16 protein-coding genes are annotated in these 24,359 nt (G+C 57.0%); 2 read left to right on the top strand and 14 right to left on the bottom strand.

Translation table 11 applies throughout. The features are described from left to right. Window position 1: 1 nt before the first annotated feature. The 4 genes from D8M23_RS12135 to D8M23_RS06585 all read right to left on the bottom strand — a co-directional run bounded on the left by D8M23_RS12135 (window position 2) and on the right by D8M23_RS06585 (window position 6,108). A complete protein-coding gene (locus D8M23_RS12135) occupies window positions 2-2,869 on the bottom strand; it encodes a pentapeptide repeat-containing protein (protein WP_238693791.1) in 2,868 nt (955 codons plus the stop codon). A 233-nt stretch (window positions 2,870-3,102) separates the two neighbouring features. Continuing rightward, window positions 3,103-4,380 carry a hypothetical protein gene (locus tag D8M23_RS06595; protein ID WP_126854156.1) on the bottom strand — a complete coding sequence of 426 codons (1,278 nt, stop codon included), beginning with the start codon at window positions 4,378-4,380 and terminating at the stop codon, window positions 3,103-3,105. 188 nt (window positions 4,381-4,568) lie between these two features. After that, window positions 4,569-5,078, bottom strand: a complete 510-nt coding sequence (locus D8M23_RS06590; RefSeq protein WP_006888276.1) for a hypothetical protein — start codon at window positions 5,076-5,078, stop codon at window positions 4,569-4,571. 448 nt (window positions 5,079-5,526) lie between these two features. Beyond that, complete coding sequence (locus D8M23_RS06585; protein ID WP_006888034.1) at window positions 5,527-6,108, bottom strand: hypothetical protein; 582 nt, start codon at window positions 6,106-6,108, stop codon at window positions 5,527-5,529. A 487-nt stretch (window positions 6,109-6,595) separates the two neighbouring features. On the opposite strand from D8M23_RS06585, the gene D8M23_RS06580 reads away from it, so the two are divergent. After that, window positions 6,596-7,924, top strand: coding sequence for a hypothetical protein (locus D8M23_RS06580; RefSeq protein WP_126854155.1), 1,329 nt, complete (start codon window positions 6,596-6,598; stop codon window positions 7,922-7,924). Here D8M23_RS06580 and D8M23_RS06575 read toward each other — a convergent pair. From D8M23_RS06575 to D8M23_RS06545, 7 genes are all read right to left on the bottom strand, one after another. After that, window positions 7,921-9,495, bottom strand: a complete 1,575-nt coding sequence (locus D8M23_RS06575; protein ID WP_037232456.1) for a pentapeptide repeat-containing protein — start codon at window positions 9,493-9,495, stop codon at window positions 7,921-7,923. The genes D8M23_RS06580 and D8M23_RS06575 overlap by 4 nt on opposite strands. Before the next feature lie 53 nt (window positions 9,496-9,548). Beyond that, window positions 9,549-10,667, bottom strand: a complete 1,119-nt coding sequence (locus D8M23_RS06570) for a pentapeptide repeat-containing protein (RefSeq protein WP_126854154.1) — start codon at window positions 10,665-10,667, stop codon at window positions 9,549-9,551. Window positions 10,668-10,820: 153 nt separating this feature from the next. Further along, a complete protein-coding gene (locus tag D8M23_RS06565; RefSeq protein ID WP_126854153.1) occupies window positions 10,821-12,623 on the bottom strand; it encodes a hypothetical protein in 1,803 nt (600 codons plus the stop codon). Window positions 12,624-13,449: 826 nt separating this feature from the next. Beyond that, a complete protein-coding gene (locus tag D8M23_RS06560) occupies window positions 13,450-15,090 on the bottom strand; it encodes a pentapeptide repeat-containing protein (RefSeq protein ID WP_161971656.1) in 1,641 nt (546 codons plus the stop codon). A 7-nt stretch (window positions 15,091-15,097) separates the two neighbouring features. Continuing rightward, entirely contained in the window at window positions 15,098-16,537 is a 1,440-nt protein-coding gene (locus tag D8M23_RS06555; RefSeq protein WP_126854151.1) for a pentapeptide repeat-containing protein, read from the bottom strand. Between the two features lie 180 nt (window positions 16,538-16,717). Next, window positions 16,718-17,911, bottom strand: a complete 1,194-nt coding sequence (locus tag D8M23_RS06550; RefSeq protein WP_126854150.1) for a pentapeptide repeat-containing protein — start codon at window positions 17,909-17,911, stop codon at window positions 16,718-16,720. 188 nt (window positions 17,912-18,099) lie between these two features. Next, window positions 18,100-19,419, bottom strand: a complete 1,320-nt coding sequence (locus tag D8M23_RS06545; protein WP_126854149.1) for a chloride channel protein — start codon at window positions 19,417-19,419, stop codon at window positions 18,100-18,102. Window positions 19,420-19,772: 353 nt separating this feature from the next. On the opposite strand from D8M23_RS06545, the gene proC reads away from it, so the two are divergent. Further along, complete coding sequence (proC, locus tag D8M23_RS06540; protein ID WP_126854148.1) at window positions 19,773-20,621, top strand: pyrroline-5-carboxylate reductase; 849 nt, start codon at window positions 19,773-19,775, stop codon at window positions 20,619-20,621. Window positions 20,622-20,730: 109 nt separating this feature from the next. On the opposite strand, the gene D8M23_RS12130 is transcribed toward proC, so the two are convergent. From D8M23_RS12130 to D8M23_RS06525, 3 genes are all read right to left on the bottom strand, one after another. Then, on the bottom strand, window positions 20,731-21,270 hold the full coding sequence (locus tag D8M23_RS12130) for a DUF559 domain-containing protein (RefSeq protein ID WP_238693790.1): 540 nt from the start codon (window positions 21,268-21,270) through the stop codon (window positions 20,731-20,733). 714 nt (window positions 21,271-21,984) lie between these two features. Next, window positions 21,985-22,647 (bottom strand): potassium channel family protein, encoded by a 663-nt coding sequence (locus tag D8M23_RS06530; RefSeq protein ID WP_037232489.1) that lies wholly within the window; start codon window positions 22,645-22,647, stop codon window positions 21,985-21,987. Next, entirely contained in the window at window positions 22,640-24,337 is a 1,698-nt protein-coding gene (locus D8M23_RS06525) for a TrkH family potassium uptake protein (protein ID WP_126854146.1), read from the bottom strand. The genes D8M23_RS06530 and D8M23_RS06525 overlap by 8 nt, the downstream gene beginning before the upstream one ends. Window positions 24,338-24,359: the final 22 nt, after the last annotated feature.

Below are 24,359 nucleotides of genomic sequence, written 5' to 3'. Positions count from 1 at the left end.
TTTATCGGATCCCCTCTACCGCGGTGACTTTTTCACGCCAGTCGTGGAGTCCTTGGGTGAGAGACCGCAGCTTTTCTGAGAGTTCTTTCGTCTTGTCTGGGGTGTGCGGGGCATGAATTTTATCGCTGATTTCTTCCATTGCTTGAAACATTTTATCCAGATATTTCTTGTGCGCGGGCGTTAGGAAAGCGCAGCCGAGGGGTAAGCCTTCAAGGTTGCGGTAAATGGGGAAGCCCCTGCCGTTTTCGGCTGTGAAATTATTGTTGTGCGAGCCAAAGAGCGTGTTTTGGTGGTTTGTTTCGTTGTAGAATTCAGGGGCGCATTGTGTGAAACGGGAAGAGCTGCCGCTGTTTGTGCCCTGGCCACAATAAATTTCGTCGCGAAAGATAGACCCGCTAAAAGCAGCTTCGTCCTCATAGGTGGAGTTGCTGAGGCCAACCTGACCCTGGTAGATGGAGCCACTGAAATTAGCTTTACCCCGGTAAGCGGAGTTGCTGAACCCTATCCCGCCGACGTAAATGGAATTGCTGGAATCAACCTCACCCTGGTAAATGGAGTTGCTGAACCCACCCCCATTCCAATAGGCAGAATCACTGAAACTAACCACTTCCTGGTAAGTGGAGTCGAAGAAGCTAACCATATCCAGGTAGGTGGAGTCGGTAAAACTAGCCTCATCCTGATAGGTAGAATCGTAGAAATCAGCCCAGTTCTGGTAGATGGAGCGGTCAAAATAAACAAAATCTTGGTAAGTGGATTTATTAAAACAAACCTCACTCCTGTAAGTTGAGTCACTGAAGTAAACCACATTTTGATAGGTGGAGCTATTGAAATCAGCCCGACCTTGATAGATTGAGTCGCGGAAGTTAGCCCAGTTCCGGTAGGTAGAATCGTTAAAATCAGCCCGACTTTGGTAGATAGAGTTACTGAAGTCAACCCAATCCTGATAGGTAGAGCCGCTGAAATTAACGGGTTTTGTGTAGTAGGAGTTTGTGAGGTCTACGGGGTAGAAGAAGGTGCTTCCCGAGAAGTCGTATTCGAATTCTGACCACGCCCCTGGGGTGTTTTTGTCTGGTCCCTGTAGGCGGTGGCGAATTTCTTTCAGAATGCTCAGACGAATATCTGCTTCGGATTCTAGCGCTGCCTTGTCGATGTAGAATTTTTGATATTTGTTTTTGTAAACACCTTCTGGTGTTGGGCTGTCTTGAGTTAGCTCATCATAGTGGGAAGCAAGGGCAAACGGGGAACGGATATATGCGCACAGGTTATTAATAATAATCTGGCCTTCTGCGATTCGTTCGTTATACTCTATATTCTCTTCTTTAAGCCATTCATCTACTAGACTAACGAGCGTATATGCACCACCCATACGGACTGGGGCACTCACGCCGCCCAGCTGTTCTACCGCTTTGGTGTACCGTCCTCGACGCTCTGCCATACGCTCTCTGAAAGCATTTTCAAGACATTGCTGGGTCTGTTCTGCAAGAATTTTTATTTGGCGTTCATGGCTTTCAAGAATATCTTTAATAACTGCATAAATCTTGGCGTGGTCGTTGATGTTTTTTCGGTAGTCGTCAAGCAGAGAAAATGCTTCTCCCCCTGCTGGGAACCATGGAACCTCCTCCTCAGCCCGTTTCAACTTGGCCTGCTGAGGTGGTGCTCCTGTACTATTCGGCGAGCCGGGCGGTAATGCAGTGACTTTTTCACGCCAGTCGTGGAGTTCTTGGGTGAGAGACCGCAGCTTTTCTGAGAGCTCTTTCTCCACTTCATGATTCTTCGCGGCAAGGAACTCATCATTCGTTTCTTCTAGCCTGCGGAGGGTATTCCCCAGGTAATCCTTCTGGGCGGTTGATAGGAAGCGGCAGTCAAGGGGTAAGCCGTCAGGGGTAAGGAGAACGGGGCAGCCCTCGCTGTTTTCGACGGAGAAGTCATTATTGGGTGCGCCAAAAAGTGTGTTTTGCTGGTTTGCCTCGTCATAGAACGCAGGGGCGCATCGTGTGAAACGGGAAGAACCGCCGCTGCCTGTATCTTTACCAAAATCGATTGTGTCCCGAAAGATAGACCCGCTAAAAGCAGCCTCATCCTCGTAGATGGAACCGCGGAAGTTGACCCTACCCCAATAGATGGAGCAGCTAAGATCAACCCCCTCCTGGTAAGTGGAGCCGGTAAAACTAGCCTCATCCTGATAGGTAGAATCGTAGAAATCAGCCCAGCTTCGATAAGCAGACTCGCTGAAGTTGGCATCACCCCAATAGGTGGATTCGTGAAAGTCTACCCAGTCTTGATAAACAGACTTGCTGAGATCAACCTCAGCCTGGTAGATGGACTCGTGGAAATCGGCCCCGCCCCGATAGGTGGAGCCGCTAAAATCAGCCCGACCCCGGTAGGTAGAGTCGCTGAAACCAACCCAGGCCCGGTAGGTGGATCCACTGAAATTAGCCGAACTCCAGTAAACGGATTCACTGAAATGAACGGGTTTCGTGTAGTAAGAGCGTGTGAGGTCTACGGGGTAGAAGAAAATGCTACCTGAGAAGTCGTATTCAAAACCTGACCACGCCCCTGGGGTATTTTCGTCTGGGCCCTGTAGGCGGGCGTGAATCTCTTTAATAATGCTCAGGCGCACATCTGCTTCTGCTTGAAGCTCTGCCTTATGAATATAGAATTCTTGTTCTCTATTTTTGTAGAGACCTTCAGCTGCTGGGCTGTCCTGAGTCAGTTCATCATACTCAGAGGCGAGGGTGAAAGGGGAGCAGATGTAGGCGCAGAGCTTATTAATAATCAACTGCCCCTCTTTAATTTTTTCGTCTTCAGATAGGTTTTCTTCGTGAAGCCACTCATCCACAAGCGTAACAAGTGCGTGTACGCCGCTCACGCGCGCAGAGGCGTCCTTGCTGCGAAGCTGTTTTACCGCTGAAGATACCGTTCCCAACGCTCTGCCTTATGTTTCTCAAACGTGGTTTGGTGAGATACCTCTGAATTGTTCTCTACATTTTCGGGTGTATGCGGCATTGCTTTTAACGGTTCCTCACAGGTGAGTGGAGCGGCGTTTATTTCCTCCCCATCCTACAGCAGATACCCCGTATATGTAGGGGAAAGCGTCATCTGCTAGTTGCCACCAGGCAGAGCAGTAGCTTCTTTCCTCCACGCTCGTATATCTTGGCTTAGGCTCTCCATTTTCTCCCGAAGGTCTTGCCGCTCCTGCGGCACCTGCGAGTCATGAAGATGGGTCCACGTCTCGTGTATCTTTCGGAACTTTGCCGCGAGATAGTCTGCCTGTTCTGTAGACAAAAAGCTGCATCCCAGCGGAAGACCGTCAGCGCCGAGAGCTATAGAGTAGCCGCTGTTCGCAACCACAAAATTATTGCTAGACGAGCCAAATAACGTTGCCCGCGCATTCTTTTCAGCAACAAAACAGGGCGCACTCTGAACAAACCGCGAAGGATACGATTCCCCGAAAAAGTCGGTACCAAAATTCAGGGCACCGCAGAAAACAGACCCGTACAGGGAAACCTCGCCAGCAAAGACAGAATCATTCACAAAAACTGAGCCTTGGTACAGAGAGCCGTCGAACCCGGCCTCGCCCCGATAAGTAGAGCTATAGAATAAAGCCTCATCGTAGTAGAGAGACTGGTCGAAGAAGACCGATCCACCGTAAACAGAATCGTGGAAGGAAACCTCACCATAGTAAACAGACCAGTTGAAACGCGCCGAATCATGGTACGTAGATCCGCTCCACTGGGCTTCACCACAATAGGTTGAGTTGTTGAAGAAAACCCAATCGTAGTACGTAGAATCGCAAAAATAGGCGCTTCGTTCATAGGTGGAACCGTTGAATTCGGCACTGGTGTAGTATGTGCACCTGCTGAAATCAACGGAATTCTGGTACCAGGAATCCTTCATATCAACCGGGTAGAAGAAAACACTATTCGAGAAATCGTACTCAAACCCAGACCACGAGCCTTCTACATAACTCCTTCTGTCGTCCTGAGGAAAATGGCGCAACCGGCGGTGAATTTCCTGCAAAGCCTGCTGACGAACCTTTGCTTCTGCCAGAAGCTCCGCTTTGTGCATATAGAAATCTTGGTGGTTGTCCCCGTATACGCCGTGCTGGCTGGGCTTATTCTGCGAGAGTTCATCGTACCGAAATGCCAGCTCAAAAGGGTCGCGGATGTAGGCGCAGAGAACATCAACGATGCGCTGGCCCTCCGTGTGCTTTTCTTCTGCGGATAAGGATTCATTGGCAAGGTATTCATCCGCCAGCCCCACGAGTGCGTGCACCGCGCCCAGCCGTGTGTATGAGTGGACAGAGCTAAGCAGCTCAACGGCTTTCAGAAATCGCTCCTGCCGTGAAGCGTTCAATGTGCTTTTGTTGCTGGCGGTCATGGCGGGTGGCTCCTTGCGTGGTGGTTGGGGCGTGCCCCTTCACCCTACCGCAGCCGATCAGCAATACCATGGATTTCTTGGTGCAGAATGTGAAAACTATGCGCGTGTACCCGTAAACGTGGTTGAGCACCCGGCGGAACCAACAAACACCGGGTGCTCAACTTTTCTCTATGGGATTATGGAGGACTCTACCCAATCCTCCGTGCGGTGTACACGTAGTATCCAATGCACGCCGCGAATTCCAGGGGAACACCAATCAGCGCCCACAACGCATCCGGCGAATTAGCCCCTGACATTATCAAGTTCACCCACAGGGGAGAGACCGCCACACACAGCACCGCGCCCACACCATTTACGGTGCGAACCAGGGCGCCGCCGCGGCGGAAGTTGAAACAAATATTGGCGGTCACATGCGCCAGTGCATACGCCAGCATGAACTGCCCAATCGGGTGGAACATCACGTGTGCCCACTGCGAATAAAGGTCTCCACCCAGCACCGCTGCAAACGTAAATACGTACGGTAATGCCAACCCAATCACGCGCGCCGTGTACAGGACTGACAGTATCTTGGGGGAGGTGGTACGGTGACCCGCCGAAACCTTGGAAGCGCTGAACGAGGCTCGCAGGTTCGCCGGGCCGTCGCTGATACGGCCACCACCGATCTGGGCTGTTCTTACCTGTGTTGCGCTATTGCTCATTGCGTGCTTCCTCAGTTAGTCGAATTTCCAGCATACTCTAAGGTTTTTTGAAAACTGTCATACTTTCGGATGATTTATCAAATCTTTATATTGCTATGACGCGGAACAACACGAAAAAGCGAATAGGTTGCTGTGTGGGACAAGCCAAAAATGGGCCTTCTTTTTCTACCCGGTAAGCGCCAAGAAGCCCCAACTGTCTAATAATGACGCCAAAAACTGGGGGTTAACCCTCAAAACTTTGAACGTGTTTTGACGGGAAGGCCCTCCAAGAGGGCAGAAAGAGGTGTCCAATATATGAACAATATGCTGGGTTATATGACGATATGTTACAAACCAACCCTTCACGGGTGCGTTACATCAAAGAAGGCGGAATCTGCACCAGCAGACCCTGCGGGTGGGTTGGTTACCTGGCAGAACTCCGCCTCCTGCGATGGGCGCAGAACGACCTCTACTCTTCCTCTTCGTCCTGCCAGAACTGTGTGTGCTCCGGGGCTGCGGCTGTCTTTGGAAAATTCTTAAACGTCAAATAGAACAGGAACCCGCTGGTAATCAGCTCGGCAAACGGCACGGTGATCGTCCACCACCCCACGAAGGTTTCCCGCAGGTTCTGTGACCACGGCATGAACTGGAGCACAATGCTCATAAACACCACGGAGAGCACAACGCCAGCCAGGTAGCGGCCCAATAGGGCAATAAATGCTGGCTGTTTTCCGCTGTTAAACCACAGCACACTCAGTATCTCAAACAGCACATACAGCAGAAGGAAAAGCCCCACTGGGGAGAGCAGATCGGGGAACGCGTCAATAGTGATAGCGCGGCGCTCAACCAATAAAAAGAAAAGCGCCAAAGGAATAACCGTGTAGAGAGTTCTGCCCACCGCCAGGTATTTCACCAGGTTTTGGGTTTTACGTTTTTTAGCTGCTGCTTTTTCCGCCGCCGTTTGAACGCCCGGCACCCTCACAATCGGAATCATATTAGTGGGTGCGGGCAGGGTTGACGGTGTGCTCTCGCTTGGATTCTGCGGCTCCATCGCAACTGGCCTCTCTACTTGTCGGGTATAAGTAAGTATACCGTTGCCAATGGGGGAAAAGCGCTAGCTGAAGGAACGCTGAGGTTTATCCGCAGCTTGCCCAATGCTGCATCCCAAGGAATATGCGAGCGCACATAAAACCGAAGTAAAGATTTTCTATGCAGATAAAACTTCATTTTATAGGGGTGAATATGGGTATATATAGAATTTTTATGCTTCAAATATTTATGAGATGGGCAGAATAAAACCGGTCATTCGTCACTGTTTTTATCCGATAACACATACTCACAGAGCATTAGAAATGGCTGCACCGTCACCCCGTGGCACCATCAGGGCCGCCCCAACCGTCAGGGCACGATCGGCTCAATAGGCGCAGAAACCTCATCACACGCCCTATTAAGGACAGCCCGCCAAACCGGTACCGTACCCAGGAACGGCTGGTACCCTGGGACACACCCGAATCCGCTTCCACATAATAGGGAAAGCCATGAACGTAGAGTACCCGAGTGAAAACGACTGCTCACGGCTACTGACTGCCGCTGCACGCGCACGGCTGCAGCTGCAGCATATGGCGGAATCACCCCTGCAATCTGCCATTATTGAGAGTTTTTTCCCCGAGGTTATGGAGCACACACAGATTAAACGGGTAGTAGCCAGCGGATATATAGACTACTATCGCATTTTTGTAGACCGTCCTGTTTTCTCTGATCCCCCCAGCCTGCTAGATGCCATGAGAAAAGTGGCCCACTGCCTGGGGTCCGCCCTGACAGTCTTAGACGGTATGCGCGCTGTCCCTCCGTTTGGTGGGTCATCCCAGCGGGACAGTATTGCGCGGGCATGCGAGAAACAAACACACCGTGCGCAGCAGCTAACAGAGGACGCGCGGGCGCTTCAGCATCGAGTGGCGGGGGCGAGAACCACCGCAGCTGCCCTCGGGCGCGCAGGCACCCCGACTGCTACAGTGCCGCCGACATTCATTACGTACGCTGCGGCAGCCCAAGAGCTCGCCCACCGCGCCCTCACCCTCAGCGAGTGGGCAGACAGAAGGCTGGATGAAAGCAAATACGGCAATGATGCACCCGGCCAGACGGAGCAGCTGTGGCACCTTTGTCTTCAAGCTGATATGTACTCCGATGCCGCCGCACACCTTATAAAACCAGCGCTACAGTACATAGAGGAGATGGAAAAACATCTGACTGCAGAAACATATTTCAGCTGGTATGAGTATGCGCAAAAGGTGGTACGGACAATACGCACAAACCTGACGCACCGTAACGTTCCGATCATGGACAGGGCGTTAGAAAAACTCAATGCATTAGAGGCATCCTTATCTTTGAAAGGTGCCAATGCGGTGCCCGCAGCCGTACTTGTTCAGGAAGCAACCCTCCTAAGCGACGATGTATGCTACTGCATACTTCCCGATGACCCATCCGATGCCCTCATTGACTATATATTGGATTCTTGCGCTGAGGACGATTCTGACTCTTTCTCTTTACAAGTCAAAGAGCGATTCACTTACACGGCAAACGGATGGCTGCCCCTGCCGCCACGATATCAAGGGCGTTTAGAGTGGCTTCATCTAACCGCCTTTGACCGGCCTGTACTGCCTATTCTATTTCAAAATGTTTGTGAATACCGGCTAGCGGACCAACAGATACGTGAAGGCATTTACGCTGCCTACCCGCAGATACACGCCAACGGCCCAGACTCCCCGCAGGCCGTGCAGGCCCTCACCGAGGCGGTGCAAGCCCATATTTTCTGTCCGCTAGAGGCCCTCCGCCATGAGCACCTCCGGTTTATGCGCAAGTACAGCTAATCCTCACCAATAAGCTCACGCGCCCAGCGGGCGAACTCTTCCACCGCCTCCTCAGAGACCCGGTGCGGCAGGTGCGCATACTCCGCAGCCGGGCCGGGGCTGGCCGGGGCCACAAAAGCCGTGGGGTGAAGCGCCTGCCGGTGCTCCTGGAGCTCATCAAGTTCATCGAACGCCAGCGCGCGAGCACCCAGCGGAAGTTTCCCACTAAACCGGACAGGGGACTGGGCAGCACCCCGGTTAGTAAAAACATTCCGGGACGACGGGTTAAAGACGCAGCCCGTAAAAGAGACAGAAGCATTCCCCCAGCCAACACTGGTAAAGAGCACACCATCGAAGAAACCCGAAGCATCAAAAATAACGGAGCCGGTGCTCTCGCCACACGTTGAGTTACTAAAAGACACCTCCGCCGCATATATGGAGCCAGAATAATTGACCGTACCGCCAGTAAAAGAACAGTCCGAAAAATGCGCGGCACCATAATATTCACACCCGGTAAAACTGGTTCCCTGAGCAAAAGCGGAGCCTGAAAAATCCGCATCAGCCCAGCAGACAGAATAGCTGAAATCGGCTGCAGCCGCGTAGAAGCACCCATCGTGACGAACCGTATCAGCGTACCGGCCAAACCTAAAATATGCGGCGCCCTCAAAAACGGATCCGCTGAATATGGCAGGGCAGTCATACCCGGCACCGCCGAACTCGGCACCCGCACAATACACGCTATTACTGAAATCAGCCACCGTACCGCAGTAGGTGGACTCATCATACAGGGCCAGCCCCTTATAGGTGCACCCCCTGAACGAGGCATCGCCGCCGTAGTAGGTGTCTGTAAACTCAGCCAGCGCCCCGAACGTGCACCGGTCAAACCGCGCCCCACCCTTAAACGACGAAAAACCAAAAGAGGCGTCACCATAATATGCTGCACCAGAAAAATCGGTGCACTGAGCAAAATACGCATGGCTAAAGCAGGCTTCTTCCAGGAAAATGCAGTCCCTAAAAGCCATTTCTCCCGTGCAATATGACGCCTTCAACAGTACCGGGTAGAAAAATACGGCACCCGAAAAATCATAATCCAGCCCCGACCACCGGTTGCCCTCCGCCTCCTGCCGATCGGGGGTGCCCCCGGTGCACGGGGGAGTGCCGTAGTCTGACTCCTGCACGAATCGGTCATGGATAGCCTCAAGGATGCACCCGCGTACCAGCGCCTCAACCGTCAGGGCGGATTTCTCCGCCTGAAACTGCTCACGCTGCGTGCGGGACAGGCCCTCCGGGACGTCACCGAGCAGACGCATATAGTACTGCGCCAACTCTGTGCGGCTTGAGGTGCTACCCGCCGGGAAGGGGGAGCGGATATAGGCGCAGAGCTCGTGAATAATCGCCTGCGCCTCACGGGCAGGTTGATCTGCGGCGAGGCTGTCTGCTGCGGCTGGGCTGGCGAGCCATTCATCAGCCAGCTCTATAAGGGCCAGCGCCCCAGCCAGCCGAGTATCGGCCTCAGCATCAGATAGCTGGGATGCGGCCTGCGCAAACCTGATCTGCCGTTCAGCGGGTATGTGCTCCTGATGCTGCCTCACAATATTTCCTCCATAACAGCCTTAGTTCCTGTCATCTGCCCGGTAGCCCCGCCTCAGCTGGTCTCGTCCGCCCACACAGACCCCGAAAAATTGGCAGAACCGCCGTACGTACTATGCGAAGCCGCCACCGTAGAGCGATAAACACACGCCTGAAAATCAGCGTCCTGATCATACAGACACCTCTCGCGCCGAACAGGGCCCTCATAGAGGCTATGACTGAAAATCGCCGGGCCTCGGTAAACGCAGCGGCTAAAATCCACACGGTTGTAGTACACAGAATCCCCAAAGTGCGCATCTGCCAGATAGGTGCTGCCGCTAAAATCAACTGGCCCCACATACGTGCTGGTAAGAAAATTCGCGGCACCACGGTAAAGACACCGGCTAAAGTCCGCAGCAGCATGGCAGGTAATACCGTCAAAATCAGCCTGCGCATCATACCTGGCACCGGTGAAAACCGTACGACCATAGAAATCACAGTAGCTAAAAACCGCCGCACCGCGGCAGTGAATATCTCTAAAATCGGCCGAGGAATGGTACTCGTAGGCGCTAAAATCTGCGTCTTGGGCGAAAACAGAGCCGCTAGCATCAACCTCTTCACAGAATGAGCATTCGCTAAAATTGAGCGGTTGCGCCCAATAACACCCCGCCAAACGAACCGGGTAGAAAAATACGGCACCCGAAAAATCAAAAACTAGCCAGGACCACGGTCCGGAGGCAGGCCCATCTCCGACGGCACCCAGGCGGGATACCCGGGCAGACACCTCAGCAAGAATACGTTCACGAACCCGAGCCTCAGGTGATAGCTTATCCCGTATTTGCTGCATTTTTAGGTGCGCTTGTGGGTCGGTGTGGGCAGAACCAGCAAGCCGCCGGTACTCACTCACTAGTGGAAAGGAGGAGCGGATATAGGCGCAGAGCTCGTGAATAATTGCCTGTGCCTCACGGGCAGGCTGGTTTGGGTTGGGGTGCTTGCTGGTGATCTGGTCTGCGGCTGGGGTGGCGAGCCATTCATCAGCCAGCTCTATGAGAGCCAGCACCCCAGCCAGCCGAGTATCGGCATCAGCACTACTGAGCTGGCCGGTCGCCGCGATACGCCTCTGCCCGCGCCCCACACCCACGCTTTGCACGCCCGAGGGCTGGGCTGAATTGGGATACTGGGCTGCGGGTCTCATACGGTGCCTCTCTCAACAGGTCGGGCAACCCGGCAACGGGGAGCAAACATTTAGCATATGCGTGCACAAATAGCAGGCGCTCGCCCATCACCGGCACAACAGACACACACCCACATATTCACATGCGGGAGCATGCACGCGGTGCACCTGAGACTACACCGCTACCGGCTGTGCCTCCTCCTTCGGGGAGTTAAGGCCGCGTACCCACCGCGTGAACCCTTTATCCTCCGGGCCCACATTCGCTAGATGCTCCAGCTCAGAGACAGTCAGCACCCGCGCATTCTCGGGGTAGCCGTCCACCAGTTTAATGCTGTACTCGCTTTCGTCAGCGGTCGTAAAATCATTCGCCCGATCCGGGTTAAACACGCACCCGGCAAACGAAGGGGCCTGCTCCGAGAACCGTGCGCCCGCCACCGTCACATCCCCAAAATATGCGGCGCTGCTAAAATCCGGGTACTTCTTATACACGCACCCGCCCAAATTCGCCTTACCGCAGTAAATCGACTCATAAAAATTCGTGTAATTCGCGTAGGTGGAGCCGCTGAACGAAACAAACCCACGGTGCAGGCACTCGTTAAAGTAGGTGTACCCCTGGTAGTCGCACGCCTCAAACACGGCCGAGCCCTCATAGGTGGACTCGCTAAAATCGGCGTCGCCCCGGTAGCAGCAACGGCTCAGGTTCACATTACCTCGGTAGGTATTCCCCGAAAGGTACGCGCCCATCAGGTAGGTGCACCCGCTCAGGTTTGTCTGCCCGCCGTATACGCTATCACCCAGCACAACCGCCTTCTGGTAGGTGGAGCCGCTGAAATCGGTGTCCCGGTTAAATGTTGAACCGCCAAAATCGGCGCGCTCACGGTAGGTGGAGCTGGCAAAGTTCACGTTCTTGAAATACATGCACCCCGTCAGGCGGGCCTTACCGTGCCACACCGACTGCGAAAAATCGGTGGCACCCTCATAGATAGAGCCCGCCAAATCGGCGTTCTCACGGTACACGCACCCGCTGAAATCCGCGATATTACCCCGGTACTGGCACTCGCGCAGGCTCACATCCGCCGCATACACGCACCCGCTCAAAAGCGCCTGGTCACGGTACACGCACCCGCTCAAATCGGCGTGCAGGCCGTAAGTGGAGCCGCTCAGGCGCACCCGCCTCTCATAGGAGGCATTGGCGAACGTGACGCTGCCGCGGTAGGTTGAGCCGAAGAAATCGACGTCCCCATCGTACTGAGAATCCTCAAACCGAGCCTCACCCCCGTAGGTTGAACCGGCGAAGCTCACATACCCGCGGTAGATGGAATCGCTAAAACGCACCTGCTCACCGTACTTAGAGCCGCTAAACACGGCATCGGCGGCATACAGGGACGCCCCGAAATCTGCGTCAAAACGGTACGTGCACCCACGGAACGACACCTTCTCACCCCACGCCGACTCGCTAAAATCCACGGGGTAGAAGAACGTGGCACCCGAAAAATTGTAGGAAAGACGCGACCAGGCGCCGGTGAGCATATCGGCCTCAGCCGGAACCCGACGGGAACCGCCCGCACCGTCCCGCAGCTGCCAGCGCACCCTGTCATGAATCTCAGAGAGGATACGTTCACGCACCTGAATCTCGGCCTCAAGCTCGGCCTGCTCCGCACGGAACCGACGCATCTGCTCCAGGTCTTCGGGGGCATCCCCCAGCAGGCGTTTCTGCTCAGCCGCCAGGGGGAACGGGGAACGCACATAGGAACACAGCATGTCAATGACGGTCTGCGCTTTGCGGCGGCGCTGGGTTTTCGTCAGGTGCACCGCCTGCAGCCACTCATCGGCAAGCTCAATAAGCGCCAGTACGGCGCTCATACGGGTAATGGGCTGAACATCCCCAAGCTGGCTTGCCGCCGCTGCGTACCTATCGTGCCGCAGCGCATCCTCAAGAAGACGAGAGTCGCCAAGCGACGAGCTGGGTGTATTCATGGTTTACTCCTGCGTAAAAAGATGCGTGGCTGGGTGTAGGCTTTCAGCATACCCGAGGCGTGCCGGGCAACGCACACACTAATAACGAAAATAGATGAGTATAATGCGCAGCGAATATCTGCAGAAAACAAATAATAGACGGCCGGTACGGTGACCAGAACAAAGCTTTTACTATTTAATACGGGGGCGGTTTCTGGCTGTTGACATGCCGTATTTTTAGGGTTGTTCAGATGGGCGGGTGTAGTCTGCACGGTGACTGGTGCGGGCGCGCCGTTGGCCTATCAGCGAGCATATTATGCGCTTTTTGCCCCGATATTATCACGGTACGGCGGGTGTGCTCGTGGGGTGCGGTGGCGGCAGAACAGCTGCCGCGGGCCGGTGACGGGTGCGGTGGCAGAGCCATCACCGAATACGTTTATTAAAAGTTATGGGGAAAATATTCAAAAATATGAGGGGTAAAATGTATTTTTTATCAATGGTGAGAATACTAAAATAATGTTTTATGATATGTGCCACTGGTGGCCGGGGTGAATGTAACACTCATGTAAAGATTGTGGCATGGGGCACTGGTATTACGGGTGTTTACGCGTGTAGGGGCGGCAGCGGGCAAGCATGGGTGCAGTAAAAAGCCGTTAGTGAAGTACTGCATATGAAATATGGGATCAATGGTTGGGGTTTTAGAGGCTCATTCTCTATCGAAGAGTTAACCGCCCAAAAGGCATAACTGTATGCCCGGTATCAATAATGTAATGGATATTTCCCAATATCACAGGTATATTCCCAAGTCACCGTATTGATAACCTGGGTCGGGCGGTTGAGAGCACAGCTATATTCCTCTGATCTTTTCAAACCCGGGATGCTGGTAGCGCGGGTCTTGCATGGCGAAAACCCAGGCGTGCAGCTGCTTCTTGAGAACCCGCACCCGCTGGCGGGCAGCCTCAAGCACCTCCGGGTCATCAGCCGCCGGGTGGGTGAACGCCTGAACCTGCTGCCGGAAATAGTCGAGCCTGCGAACCTCCCAGAGGGCAAGCAGCCGCGACCCCGGTGGGGGAGAGGTCACCGGCTGCGGGAAAGCATACTGCTCACCCGGGGTAAAGATACACTCCGTGAACCCCGGAATCCCGCCGCTAAAATCGGCGGCACTAAAATCCGTCGAGGCTAAAAACGCGGACTCCTCAAATATGACCTTCTTGCGAAACACCGTCCCGGTCAGCGCCACAGGCCCTGTAAACACCGAGCTGGTGCAGTACGACTTTTTACCGCACTCCGAGCCGCCAAAATTAACCGGGCCGTGGAACGCCGACCCCGACACCGACAGCCCGCGCCGGTACACGCAGCCTCCAAAATCAGCGCAACCGTAATAGGCGGAGCACGTAAAATCCGGGTGATGGCAGAACACCGAACCCGCATGGGTCACGTCCCCGTAGTACACGCTGGCATCGAACCGCGCCTGCTCACCCGGGCACTCAGTAGCCGCAGCCCGCCCGTAGTAGGTGCAGCCGCTCATATCGGCGTCCCGCTCATACACGCACTCCCGCATGAACGCCGCCCCCTCATAGGTGCAGTGATCCAGCGCCGCCCGGCCACCGTACCGGGACCCCTGAAACATGGCATCCCGGTGGTAGAGGCAGCCGCTAAACACCGCATCTGCGCGGTACGTGTTATCGGCAAAACTGGCCCACCCACGGTAGATGCTGCCACTATAATCAACCGTATTCTTATGCGTTGAGTCGTGAAGCCACGCCTCATTACCATAGGTGCAAAAACGCCGGTTAACCGGCCCCTTATAGTGCCCCTGGGAGAAGTCCGCCACACGGTTAAACATGCACCGCTCAAAACTCACTTCACCCCGCCAGGCGCACCCGGCAAAGCGTGCCTTCCGGTGGAAAAACCCGCCCGAAAAATCGGCGGAACCATAAAACACGCACCCCTCAAAAACCGCCCTCCGGCCCCAGTACGCCCCCGAAAAATTAACCGGGTAGAAGAACACTGCGCCGCTGAAATCATAGGTGAGCGCCGACCACGAACCCGGCGCACCCCCGTGCTGCTGCGGCGTTTTCCCACCCGATACCGGTACCGTATCGGGGGTGCGCAGGCGCGCAGCAATGGCCCTCAGAATACCGCCCCGCAGGTGCGCCTCGGCTCGGAAAGCCTCCAAAGAGGCCCGCAAGCGGCGCTTCTTCTGCGCGGACCATGAACGCCGCACCGTACCGTGGGTGAGGCGCTGATACCGTTTAGCCCATCGAAACGGGGAACGAATATACATGCAGAGCGCATTAATGGCGGCCTGTGCCTGCCGGAGGCGCTGCTTGCGCGGCACCGAAGCATCAGCCAGCCACTCATCGGCCACCCCAATGAGTACTTCTGCGGCCTCCCGCCGCGCCGCAACCTGCGCATCCTGCAAGGCAGCGGCGGCGACCGTGAACCTAGTGAGGCGGTCAGCCTCCACGGAAGCGGGCAACACCATAATGGAGCTAAGCCGCCTCAGTGAACACGCCCGCAGAATCTGCCTCAGCCTCATCCGGGGTGCCGGCGACCTCATAGCGAACCCAGCGGATCAGCTCAGAGCGGGGCTGCTCAAACTCCCGCGCATTGGTCTCACGCCCCGCCCCGGCAGCCTGCAGCCGCTCAGCAAGCACCTGCCGCTCGGTGGCGGTCAGGGCCCGCGCCCCCTGCGGGAGCCCGTCCGCTAAAGGCAGTGGCTGCTTGCTCTTCGTCGAAACCTCAAACAGGTTCTCTGCGGCAGCGTTAAAAACACCGTCAGTGAACGCCGGAACCCGTGCGAAAGATGCACCTGAAAAATCGGCGGCCCCCAGCAGGCGAGTCTCCTCACAATCGGTTTTCTTCTTAAACTTCACTCCCGAAAAGTCGGCCCCGCCGAACCATACGCAGTTATCCAGCCACGCCTGCCCCGCAAATACGCACCCGCCAAAATGCGCCGCACCCCAGTAGACGGTGAACGCCAGGTTAGCGGTGCGGCGGAACACCGAATCCCCCAGGTACGCGGCACTGTGGTAGATAGAATCCTCAAACCTCGCCTCCCGATAATAGGTGCAGTGCTCCAGGTTCGCAGTGCCGTAGAAAGTGCTCTGCCAAAAATCGGCGTCCCCACGGTACACGGAATCAGCCAGGTACGTGTACCCGTAATAGGTGCAGCTGCTCAGATACGCGGCGCCCTCCCACGTGCAGGCGCTCAAATTAACGTTCCCCTCATACACGCACCCCACCAGGCGCGCATCAGAACCCCAGACGCATTCGCTCAGGCCAGCCCCCGCACGGTACACCGAATCGCTCAGAAACGCCTCACCGTGGTACACAGAACGGTCAAACAGGGCATCGGCCCCGTAAATGGAGCGGGTAAAACGCGCCTGGTCGCGGTACGTGCACCCCCGAAAATTCGCGCCCGCACCCCAATACGACTGGGTGAAATCCACGGGGTAGAAAAAGACAGCCCCCGAAAAATCAAACCTCAGGTGCGACCACAACCCGGCGGTAACCTTATCCGGGTCCGGGGCCGTATTCGTGGCGGGCTGCCCGCCATCGGACGGTTCCCAGCGCACCCGGTCGTGAATCTCAGTCAGGATGCGCCCACGCACCTGCGCCTCAGCCGCCAGCTCGGTTTTCTCGGCCCGGAACCGGCGCGCCTGCTGCGGGGTCAAACCCTGCGGCTGATCGCCCATAAGCCGCTCATAGTCGTGGGCGAGCTGGAACGGGGAACAAATATAGGCGCACAGGGTGGTGATAATCGTCTGCGCCTTGCGGCGCCCGTGCTCCTGAGGGTCGGTCTCATCGGTGAGCCAGTCATCAGCCAGCTCCACGAGGGCGAGCGCCCCACCCAGCCGGATAATCGCCTCAGGGCTGCCCAAAAGAGCGAGGGCAGCCGTGTACCGGTCATGCCGCTGCTGGTGGCTCACAGAAAGGTGCGCAGTTGCTCCGGGGCGAGGGCTCGACGGGGAAGGCGTAACAGGGTGCATGATGGGGTGTTCTTCCGGTGAAAGGTCTGTGTCTTGTTATGGTTCGTGCAGTTCTTGAGACGGTATCGATAAATCTATGTAGGTTGATTGCTTTAGTGTACCCCGGTTTGCTGTGCCGCATCAGTCTGCTGTGAGCCCGTGCGCCCACCTAGCGAATGCCTCATGCGCCTGCTCCAGCCGCCGCGCCGCCCGCCAGTGCGCGGCCGAACCAGCCGGTTTATCCGCGAGCTGTTCACGCCGTTGCGTCACCTTCTGCCGCAGTTTAGCTAACCGGGCCAGCTGGCCCGGGGTGAGCATATGCGACCCCACCGGGAGGCCGCCATCTAACACAATGGGGTGCCCCTGCTCGGGGGTGCGGGTGAACTCCTGCACGCTGCGGGGCGAGAAAACGCACCCGCGCAGCGATGGGGCGCAGTTCACAAAAACTGCGTCGGTAAAAATGGCGTCCGCCAGGTACGCGGCGCCGCTAAAATCAGCCGCCCCCTCAAAGACCGACCCCGAAAAGACGGTGCGGTCACCCCATGAGCCGCCGCCAAACCACGCATCCGCGAGGAACACGCACCCGCGCAGGCTAGCAGGACCGTAGTATGCTGAAGAGCTCAGGTCGGCATCCCCAGCGAATGTGCACCCGGTGGCGGTAAACGCGCCGCGGTAGGCGCTGTACATCATCACCACCGTACTGGCGAAGAAGCAGTCGGTAAAGACGGTATCTGCCCCGTAGCGGCACCCCAAGAAGTAGGCGCCAGCACGGAAAGTACATCCCGAGAAGTTGGCGGCCCCGCCCCATGTGCAGCCGCCAAAATACGCCGCGTCCTGGTAGAGGGACTCGCTGAAATCCGCCAGAGCGCGGTAGGAGGAATGGGCGAAGTTGGCGGTACCCGCAAAGGCGGAACACGAGAAAAGAGCGTCACGCATAAAAATACAGTCGCTGAAATCTACCTCATGCTCCCAGCGTGAACCGGTGAAATTCACGGTGCACACAAAAACCGCGCCCGAAAAATTGAACGCAAAACCCGACCACGCGCCCGCCAGGGAAGCGCCCTCAGCGGAAGCTACCGGGTGCTGCACCCGGCGGTGAATCTCCTCCACAATAGCCCGCTGGATGCGCCCCTGCGCCCCGGAACTCTCACCAGCAGGCCCATTGTCGGCTGCAGTATTGAGCGGGGAACGAAGATACGCGCACAACCGGTCAATCACCCCCTGAACGTGCCCGCGGCGCACACCCACCGGCAGGGACACCTCACCCAGCCACTCATCCGCAAGCTCCACCAGCGCATACACTGCACCCAAACGCCCCGCCAAATCACCGCCCATCAGAGCCGCGTACGCTGCATCCCGCCGAGCTTCACGGCCCCCTGCCCAAAGTCACTTGTACCCCTTTGACTCCCGTATCAGCTGCTATGACGCATTACACTGTGGGCCACCCATGCACCCCAAAAAACCATCGTCTAGCGTAACGGAAACCAGCCGCCAGCCACCAGCAGCCCCGCAACTTCCGAACGCTACACCCCCGCAAGCACCCGGGCGCGGTGCGCCTCCCACAGCCTCTTCACACCCCACGCCACCCCAACAGCTACCGCGAGCGGCACATACGCACCCCAGCTTTGCCCCGTAAAACCAACCACCAACGCCACAGAACTCAACGGAGCATCCATCGACAACGCCAAAAACACTGCGGCACCCAGCACCCCCGCCGCGCTCAACAACCCCGTCACCCCCAACGGAAACCCCGAAACCCACGGGCAAACACACACCAGCGTCCCAGCCACCACAAACCCGCCCGAGGCGCCCAACGCCACCCCCGGGGTGAGCGTGCCACCATACGACCCATGCCGCAAAGCAGCCACCACCAGCACCGCCTTAGCCACAAACAACCCCAGCGTGTACAACAAGGCGGGCACTGTGAACGACCCCACCAGCTCAGCCCGGTTAAACGTCTGCTGCACCAGCGCCCGGCCATTACCCATCACCTCCGGCAGCACCATTGACACCACACCCACCGCCGCAAACACCAGCGGAACCCGCCACAGCACGCTCCGGTTTGTGACCCTACCCCGCTGCGCCCACCCCAGAAGCCGCCGAAACCACAAGGCGCCGGGGGCCAACACCACACCCAGCAGCACCGCCAACGCAAGCGACTCCCAGCATGTTTGCACCAGCACCACCGGGTACGTAGCCTGATCAGAAATCGTCAGATGCGCCGTCGCAGTAGCCACCCCAACAGTGAACGCACCCACCAGAACGTTCTTCACCGACAGGCCCAGCCCCAGCGCCTCAAACAAAAACACCACACCCGCAACCGGAACCTGATAATCCGCCGCCAAACCAGCCGCCGCCGCAGAAGCTACCAGCGTGCGCCGCGTACCCTCCGGCAGGCGCCCCCAATCCGCAATACGCCCCGCAAACAGCGCACCCAGCTCACGCGGGGCAACCTCCTTACCCACCGGCGAGCCCGCACCCACCGCCACAATCTGCACCAGCGCATGAACACCCTGCCGCACAAACCCCGGGCGGCGCTCAGCCAACGACTGCGCCCGCACCATAGACTCCACCGAAGCCAACGGCCCGCCACCCCACCGCCGAGACTGCAGCACATACCAGGTAGCAGCAACACAAAAACCCACCACAACCAGCGCCACCACGCGCCGAGGAGTAGAAGAATAATACGTAATAATCGGGTGCAACGTCTCATCATGGCCGAACGCCACAACCTCAATAACCCCCAGCACCCAATGCAGCACAATAGCCCCGCACCCCGTGGCTACACCAACCAGCACAACCCACGCCAGAAGAACCGTATAACGCCGAAATGCTCTCATCATTCTCTTGCCGCCGCGCCTCATAACCATGTTGTGCACAAACGCCCGCAGGTTCCCGCGCACCATAGCGCTCAACAACCCGCCGGTTGGGGCAACCCGCACCCCACAGCCCGGCGCACAGAACCACGTGCGCACAAGCTTCTTCGGATGCTCGCGGCATCAGTCTGGGGCGTAAACCCAAGAACCACGTACACGCGGGCTCCCTACCCCCATTTTACTCTCGCGCAAGCCCACCACCCCTCCCCAGTAGGGCGCAGGTGGCTCATAATAGCCGGGCTGTATGCTAGATAACAAACCCTGTGGTGCGGGCGGCATGCGCCCCGCGACACGAACGAAGCAGACAGTAAGGATCGAAGATGACCGAACATATAGCATTCCTCGGCACCGGCTCCATGAACGGTTCCATCGCAGCCGGGCTCATCGCGGGCGGATACCCCGCAGAGGCTATCCGCGCCACCGTGCGCAGTAAAAACTCCATAGACCGCCTGCGCCATCAGTTAGGGCCTAACGGGCAAGATGCCGTCGTGATCGGATGCGAGCTCAATCCCGAAGCTAACCGTGAGGCGGTCAGCGGCGCATCCGTAGTGCTGTTGGGGGTTAAACCCTATGGAATCGTCGAGCTGGCGCGCGAAATTTCGCCCGCTCTCGCCCCGGATGCACTCGTCATTTCGGTGGCGGCAGGAGTCACCCTCGATACGCTGCAGAAGGCTCTTCCTGCGGGGCAGCCGGTGATCCGCTGCATGCCCAATACGCCCTCAAGCGTGGGTAAAGGCGTGCTGGCGATCTCTGTGAGTGAGGCAGTGACTGAGAAGCAGCTTGCGCTCGCCGAGAAGATCCTAGAGACCGTAGGCCTAGTAGTGCAGGTGCGAGAAGACCAGATGGATGCGGTCACCGCCGTTTCGGGATCCGGCCCCGCCTACGGGTTCCTGCTGGCAGAGACTATGGCGAGTGCCGGTGTGAAGCTCGGTCTGGATGAAGAGACCGCACAGAGGCTCGCATCCGCAACGATTGCGGGAGCAGGGTACCTGCTGGATAGTAACCCGGATGCCGCCGCCCTGCGCAAAGCGGTCACCAGCCCGAACGGAACCACGGAGCGCGCCATCAATACCTTTATCGACCAGGGACTTTTCGATCTCACCGAGGATGCTATGCGCGCCTGCGCCGCCCGCTCCGCAGAGCTGAGCGAACAGTACACGGCTGACTAGTCACCCTGTCTGAGCCCATCCCTGCCTCTATTCAGAAGAGTTTTTTGCATTCAGAAGAGCTTATCGCTTCTGAATGCAAAAAACTCTTCTATATGCGAAGGGTGGGCACCTAGTGGAGTAACCCAAAATCTCGTAGGGCTTGCTCAAGTACCACCGGGTTGCGAGAACTTACGTGATGCCAGTTCACCCGCAGAATTCTCCACCCTTTTCGTAAAAGAGCGTTCTCCCGCTCTTTCTCGCGGTCAATTGCCCAGCCGTCAGGATTCATCACCTGGTTTGTTTGCTTCACGCGCCCATCAAATTCGAGGATGACCTTCTGCTGTTCAAACCCAAAATCGCCAAAATACTCTCCCGCGTCGGTTCGCACCCGGTATTGTTCCTGGGGGTACAGCCCAAACTCATGCAACCTTAACCGTGTGAGGGTCTCTCCCGGTGAATCAGACTTATCGCTCATCAGCTGTGCGACCCTCCGTGCTTTAGCCGACCCTTTATGCGACAAATGGGTCAGAGCCTCATATAAGGCAGAACGAGTAACTCGGCTGCTTTTTCGTTGCCTGCTCAATGCCCCATCGGCAACAACCAGCGCTTCTTCTAGAGGTAAAGTTCGGGCGCACCCAATAACTGTAGAGAGCACATCGGTAGCTTTCACACCTCCGTAGAAGTAGGTGATGGGAGCCTCTAACGTGTGCCGATCTTGGTGGCTGGATATGCCTGAGTGCGGGCTTCCCGCCACTGACCTCACGTGAACTGTGCGCGGGATCTTAAGAACCGGTATCCCGTGCAGTATGGCGGCACTCAGATGCGTAAACACGGGATTTTCGCAAGATTTGGCGTACGCTATGACCCGTGCCAGGTGCTTCTCTTCCGGAGTCATCTTCTGCCACCGCAGGGTGCTCAGGTACTGGTTGTGGGCTAACCGGCGCGCATGCCCCTCACGAAGGAGCTGCTGAAGCCTCCGTGCCCCTATCCCTTCCTCTGATATTTGATAGCTGTTCTTAACCAGAGGGTATATACGTTCTAACTGTTTACAACGTACACTGCTTTTGCTCATGACATATAGAGGACACGAATCTGAGGGCGTTTTCGAGGCAGTCCTGGCCATCCTGTGGATAACCTGGGTGTTTACCTGCGCCTCTGCACTATCCACAGGGGAACAGTCTCATTTTTAGGGGATTTGTGGGGCGTATATGACGCAAGGTGAAGAGCCGTCTCATCCTATTCAGAAGAGTTTTTTGCATTCAGAAGCGATAAGCTCTTCTGAATGCAAAAAACTCTTCTGAATAGGCTTGGGGTTGGGACAGCAGACAATGATAATGGCAAAGGTTAACGGTGATATCGAGAGGCACGAGGGAAGCCGCAGAACCTACGGGCGGGCAGCAAAACGCTCGATTAGTTCCACCTGCCCCGAGACGATAAGAATATCCCGAGAGTGAATGCGCGTGGAGGGGTCTGCGTAGGTGAATTCCTCCCCGGGGGATTTAATGCCCACCACAGACACCCCGTATTTGGCGCGGATATCCGACTCCGCTAGGGTGAACCCGTGAGTTTCCTTCGGCGGGCGCATCTTAGCGATAGCGAAATCGTCGTCGAACTCAATGTAGTCCAATAGCCGCCCAGACACCAGGTGCGCGGCGCGGCGGCCCGCATCCGCCTCCGGGTAGACCACGTGGTGCGCCCCGATACGTTCCAGGATTTTGCCGTGTGATGGGGTGATTGCTTTCGCCCAGATACGTTCAACCCCCAGGTCAACGAGGTTCGCGGTGATAAGCACGGACGCCTCAATCGAGGTGCCAACGCCCACAACCGCAGACCCGAAGTCGTTTGCACCCAGCTGCCTGAGCGTATCAATGTCGGCGGCATCGGCGGCTACCACGTGGGTGAGCAGGCCCGACCATTTCTGCACCAGCTCGGGGTCTTTTTCAACGGCGAGCACCTCCTGGTTCTGGGCGTGCAGCTGCGCGGCGGTTGAGGCACCAAACCGGCCCAAACCGATCACGAGCACGGGCGCATTGTGTGTATTAGCCAATGATGGGCCTTTCTTCGGGGAACTTGTAAAGGCGGCGGCGGGAGCGCAACGCCAAGGCGGTGGCGGCGGTGATGGTGCCAATACGCCCAATGAACATGAGAGCGCTGAGCGTGTAAATACCGGCGGGTGACAGCTCGGCTGAGAGGCCGTTTGAGAGCCCGCACGTGGCGTAGGCTGAGATCACCTCAAACAGCACCCTGCTCAGGGGCTGGTCGGTGAGCATCAGAATAACACCGGACCCGGCAATCACGATACCGGCGCTCATCATGGTCACTGAGATGGCGATGCGCAGCACCGTGTCGGGGATAGTGCGGTTGAATGCCACCACAAACTGGTCGCCGCGTGCCTCCGCCATAATCGCCAGCATAATCACGGCAATGGTGGTGACTTTAATGCCGCCAGCTGTTGAGGCTGAGCCGCCGCCAATAAACATGAGCACGTCGGTAATGAGGCTGGTCACGGGGCGGATATCGTTCATATCGACCAGGTTGAAACCGCCTGAACGGGTCATGACGGAGGCAAAGAGCGCGCTGAGTATTTTATCCCCCGGGTTGTTCCCGCCGACAGTGCGCGGGTTATTCCACTCGGCCGCACCCCAGGCGGCAGCGCCCAGCACGAAAAGCACGCTGGTGGTGACGAGTGTGAGCTTTGCGGTGAGCGTCCACCGGCTGGGTTTAAGCGGGTGCTGCTGTAACGCCATGAGCACCGGGAACCCCATAGCCCCCAGAAACACGGCGATACACACGGGGATGACCACAAAAAAGTCGTGGCCGTACGGCACTATCCCGTCGGAATGCGGCGTGAACCCGGCGTTATTAAACGCCGAGATCGCGTAGAAAATACCGTGCCACAGGCTGGTGAGCGGGTCTTCGCCCAGCATCAGAAAACGCGGGGTCAGCAGTAACGCTATGAACGCCTCAATACTGGCGGAGGTGTAGGCGACGGTGCGTACCACGCTACCGACCTCACCTAGCCGCCCAATATTGAGTTCTTCTTGGGCGATGAGCTTGGACCGCAGCCCCATTTTCCGCCCGGTTGCCAGGGCCAGCAGCGAGGTGAGGGTAAGGGTTCCCAAGCCACCGATCTGGCAGGCGCACAGGATAATGACCTGCCCAAACATCGACCACTGTTCGGCGGTTGAGACGGTGGTGAGGCCGGTGACGGTCACGGCGCTGGTGGCGGTGAAAAATGCGTGATGCAGCGGCGCCATTTGCCCGTCATTTGAGGCGATCGGCAGTAAGAGCATGAGCGTGAAGAACACGATAACCAGCAGGAAGGTGCTGATGGCGGTTCGTGCGGGGGAGGAGAGCACTTTCGCGTCGATAAAATCGCGCAGGTTCTCGTAGGTGCGGGCATCAAGCAGTCGCGGCTGGTGCGTGCTTGCCCCCGGTGCGGACGCCTCAACGGTGAGTGCCCCGCGCCGGGCGGTGCCGGTGTGGGTGCTGCGCGCATCTGTGGTTTTTCGGCTTGGCAGCAGACTATCGAGCAGGCCGTGTTTTGGGGGCGCGGGGGTGGTGCGGGAACTGGGTGCGCCGGTGAACGGGGTGATGTCGCTGCTGTTCTGCTTGGGCAGACGCCACCTGCGTAGGGTGTGCTGGCGTTTGAAGAACTCACGGGAGGTGCGCAGGGCCTCGCGATTACGGTGGCGTTTGCGCCAGTGTGCGCGGATGCGTCGGGCGAGGCGTCCCATGGGTTCCTCCCTTCATGGTGTG

Origin of the sequence: Rothia sp. HSID18067, from assembly GCF_003989445.1 — a bacterium.
GTDB classification, from domain to species: domain Bacteria; phylum Actinomycetota; class Actinomycetes; order Actinomycetales; family Micrococcaceae; genus Rothia; species Rothia aeria.
The sequence above is the reverse complement of the archived record's forward strand: the minus strand, read 5'-3'. Positions and strand labels throughout refer to the sequence as shown.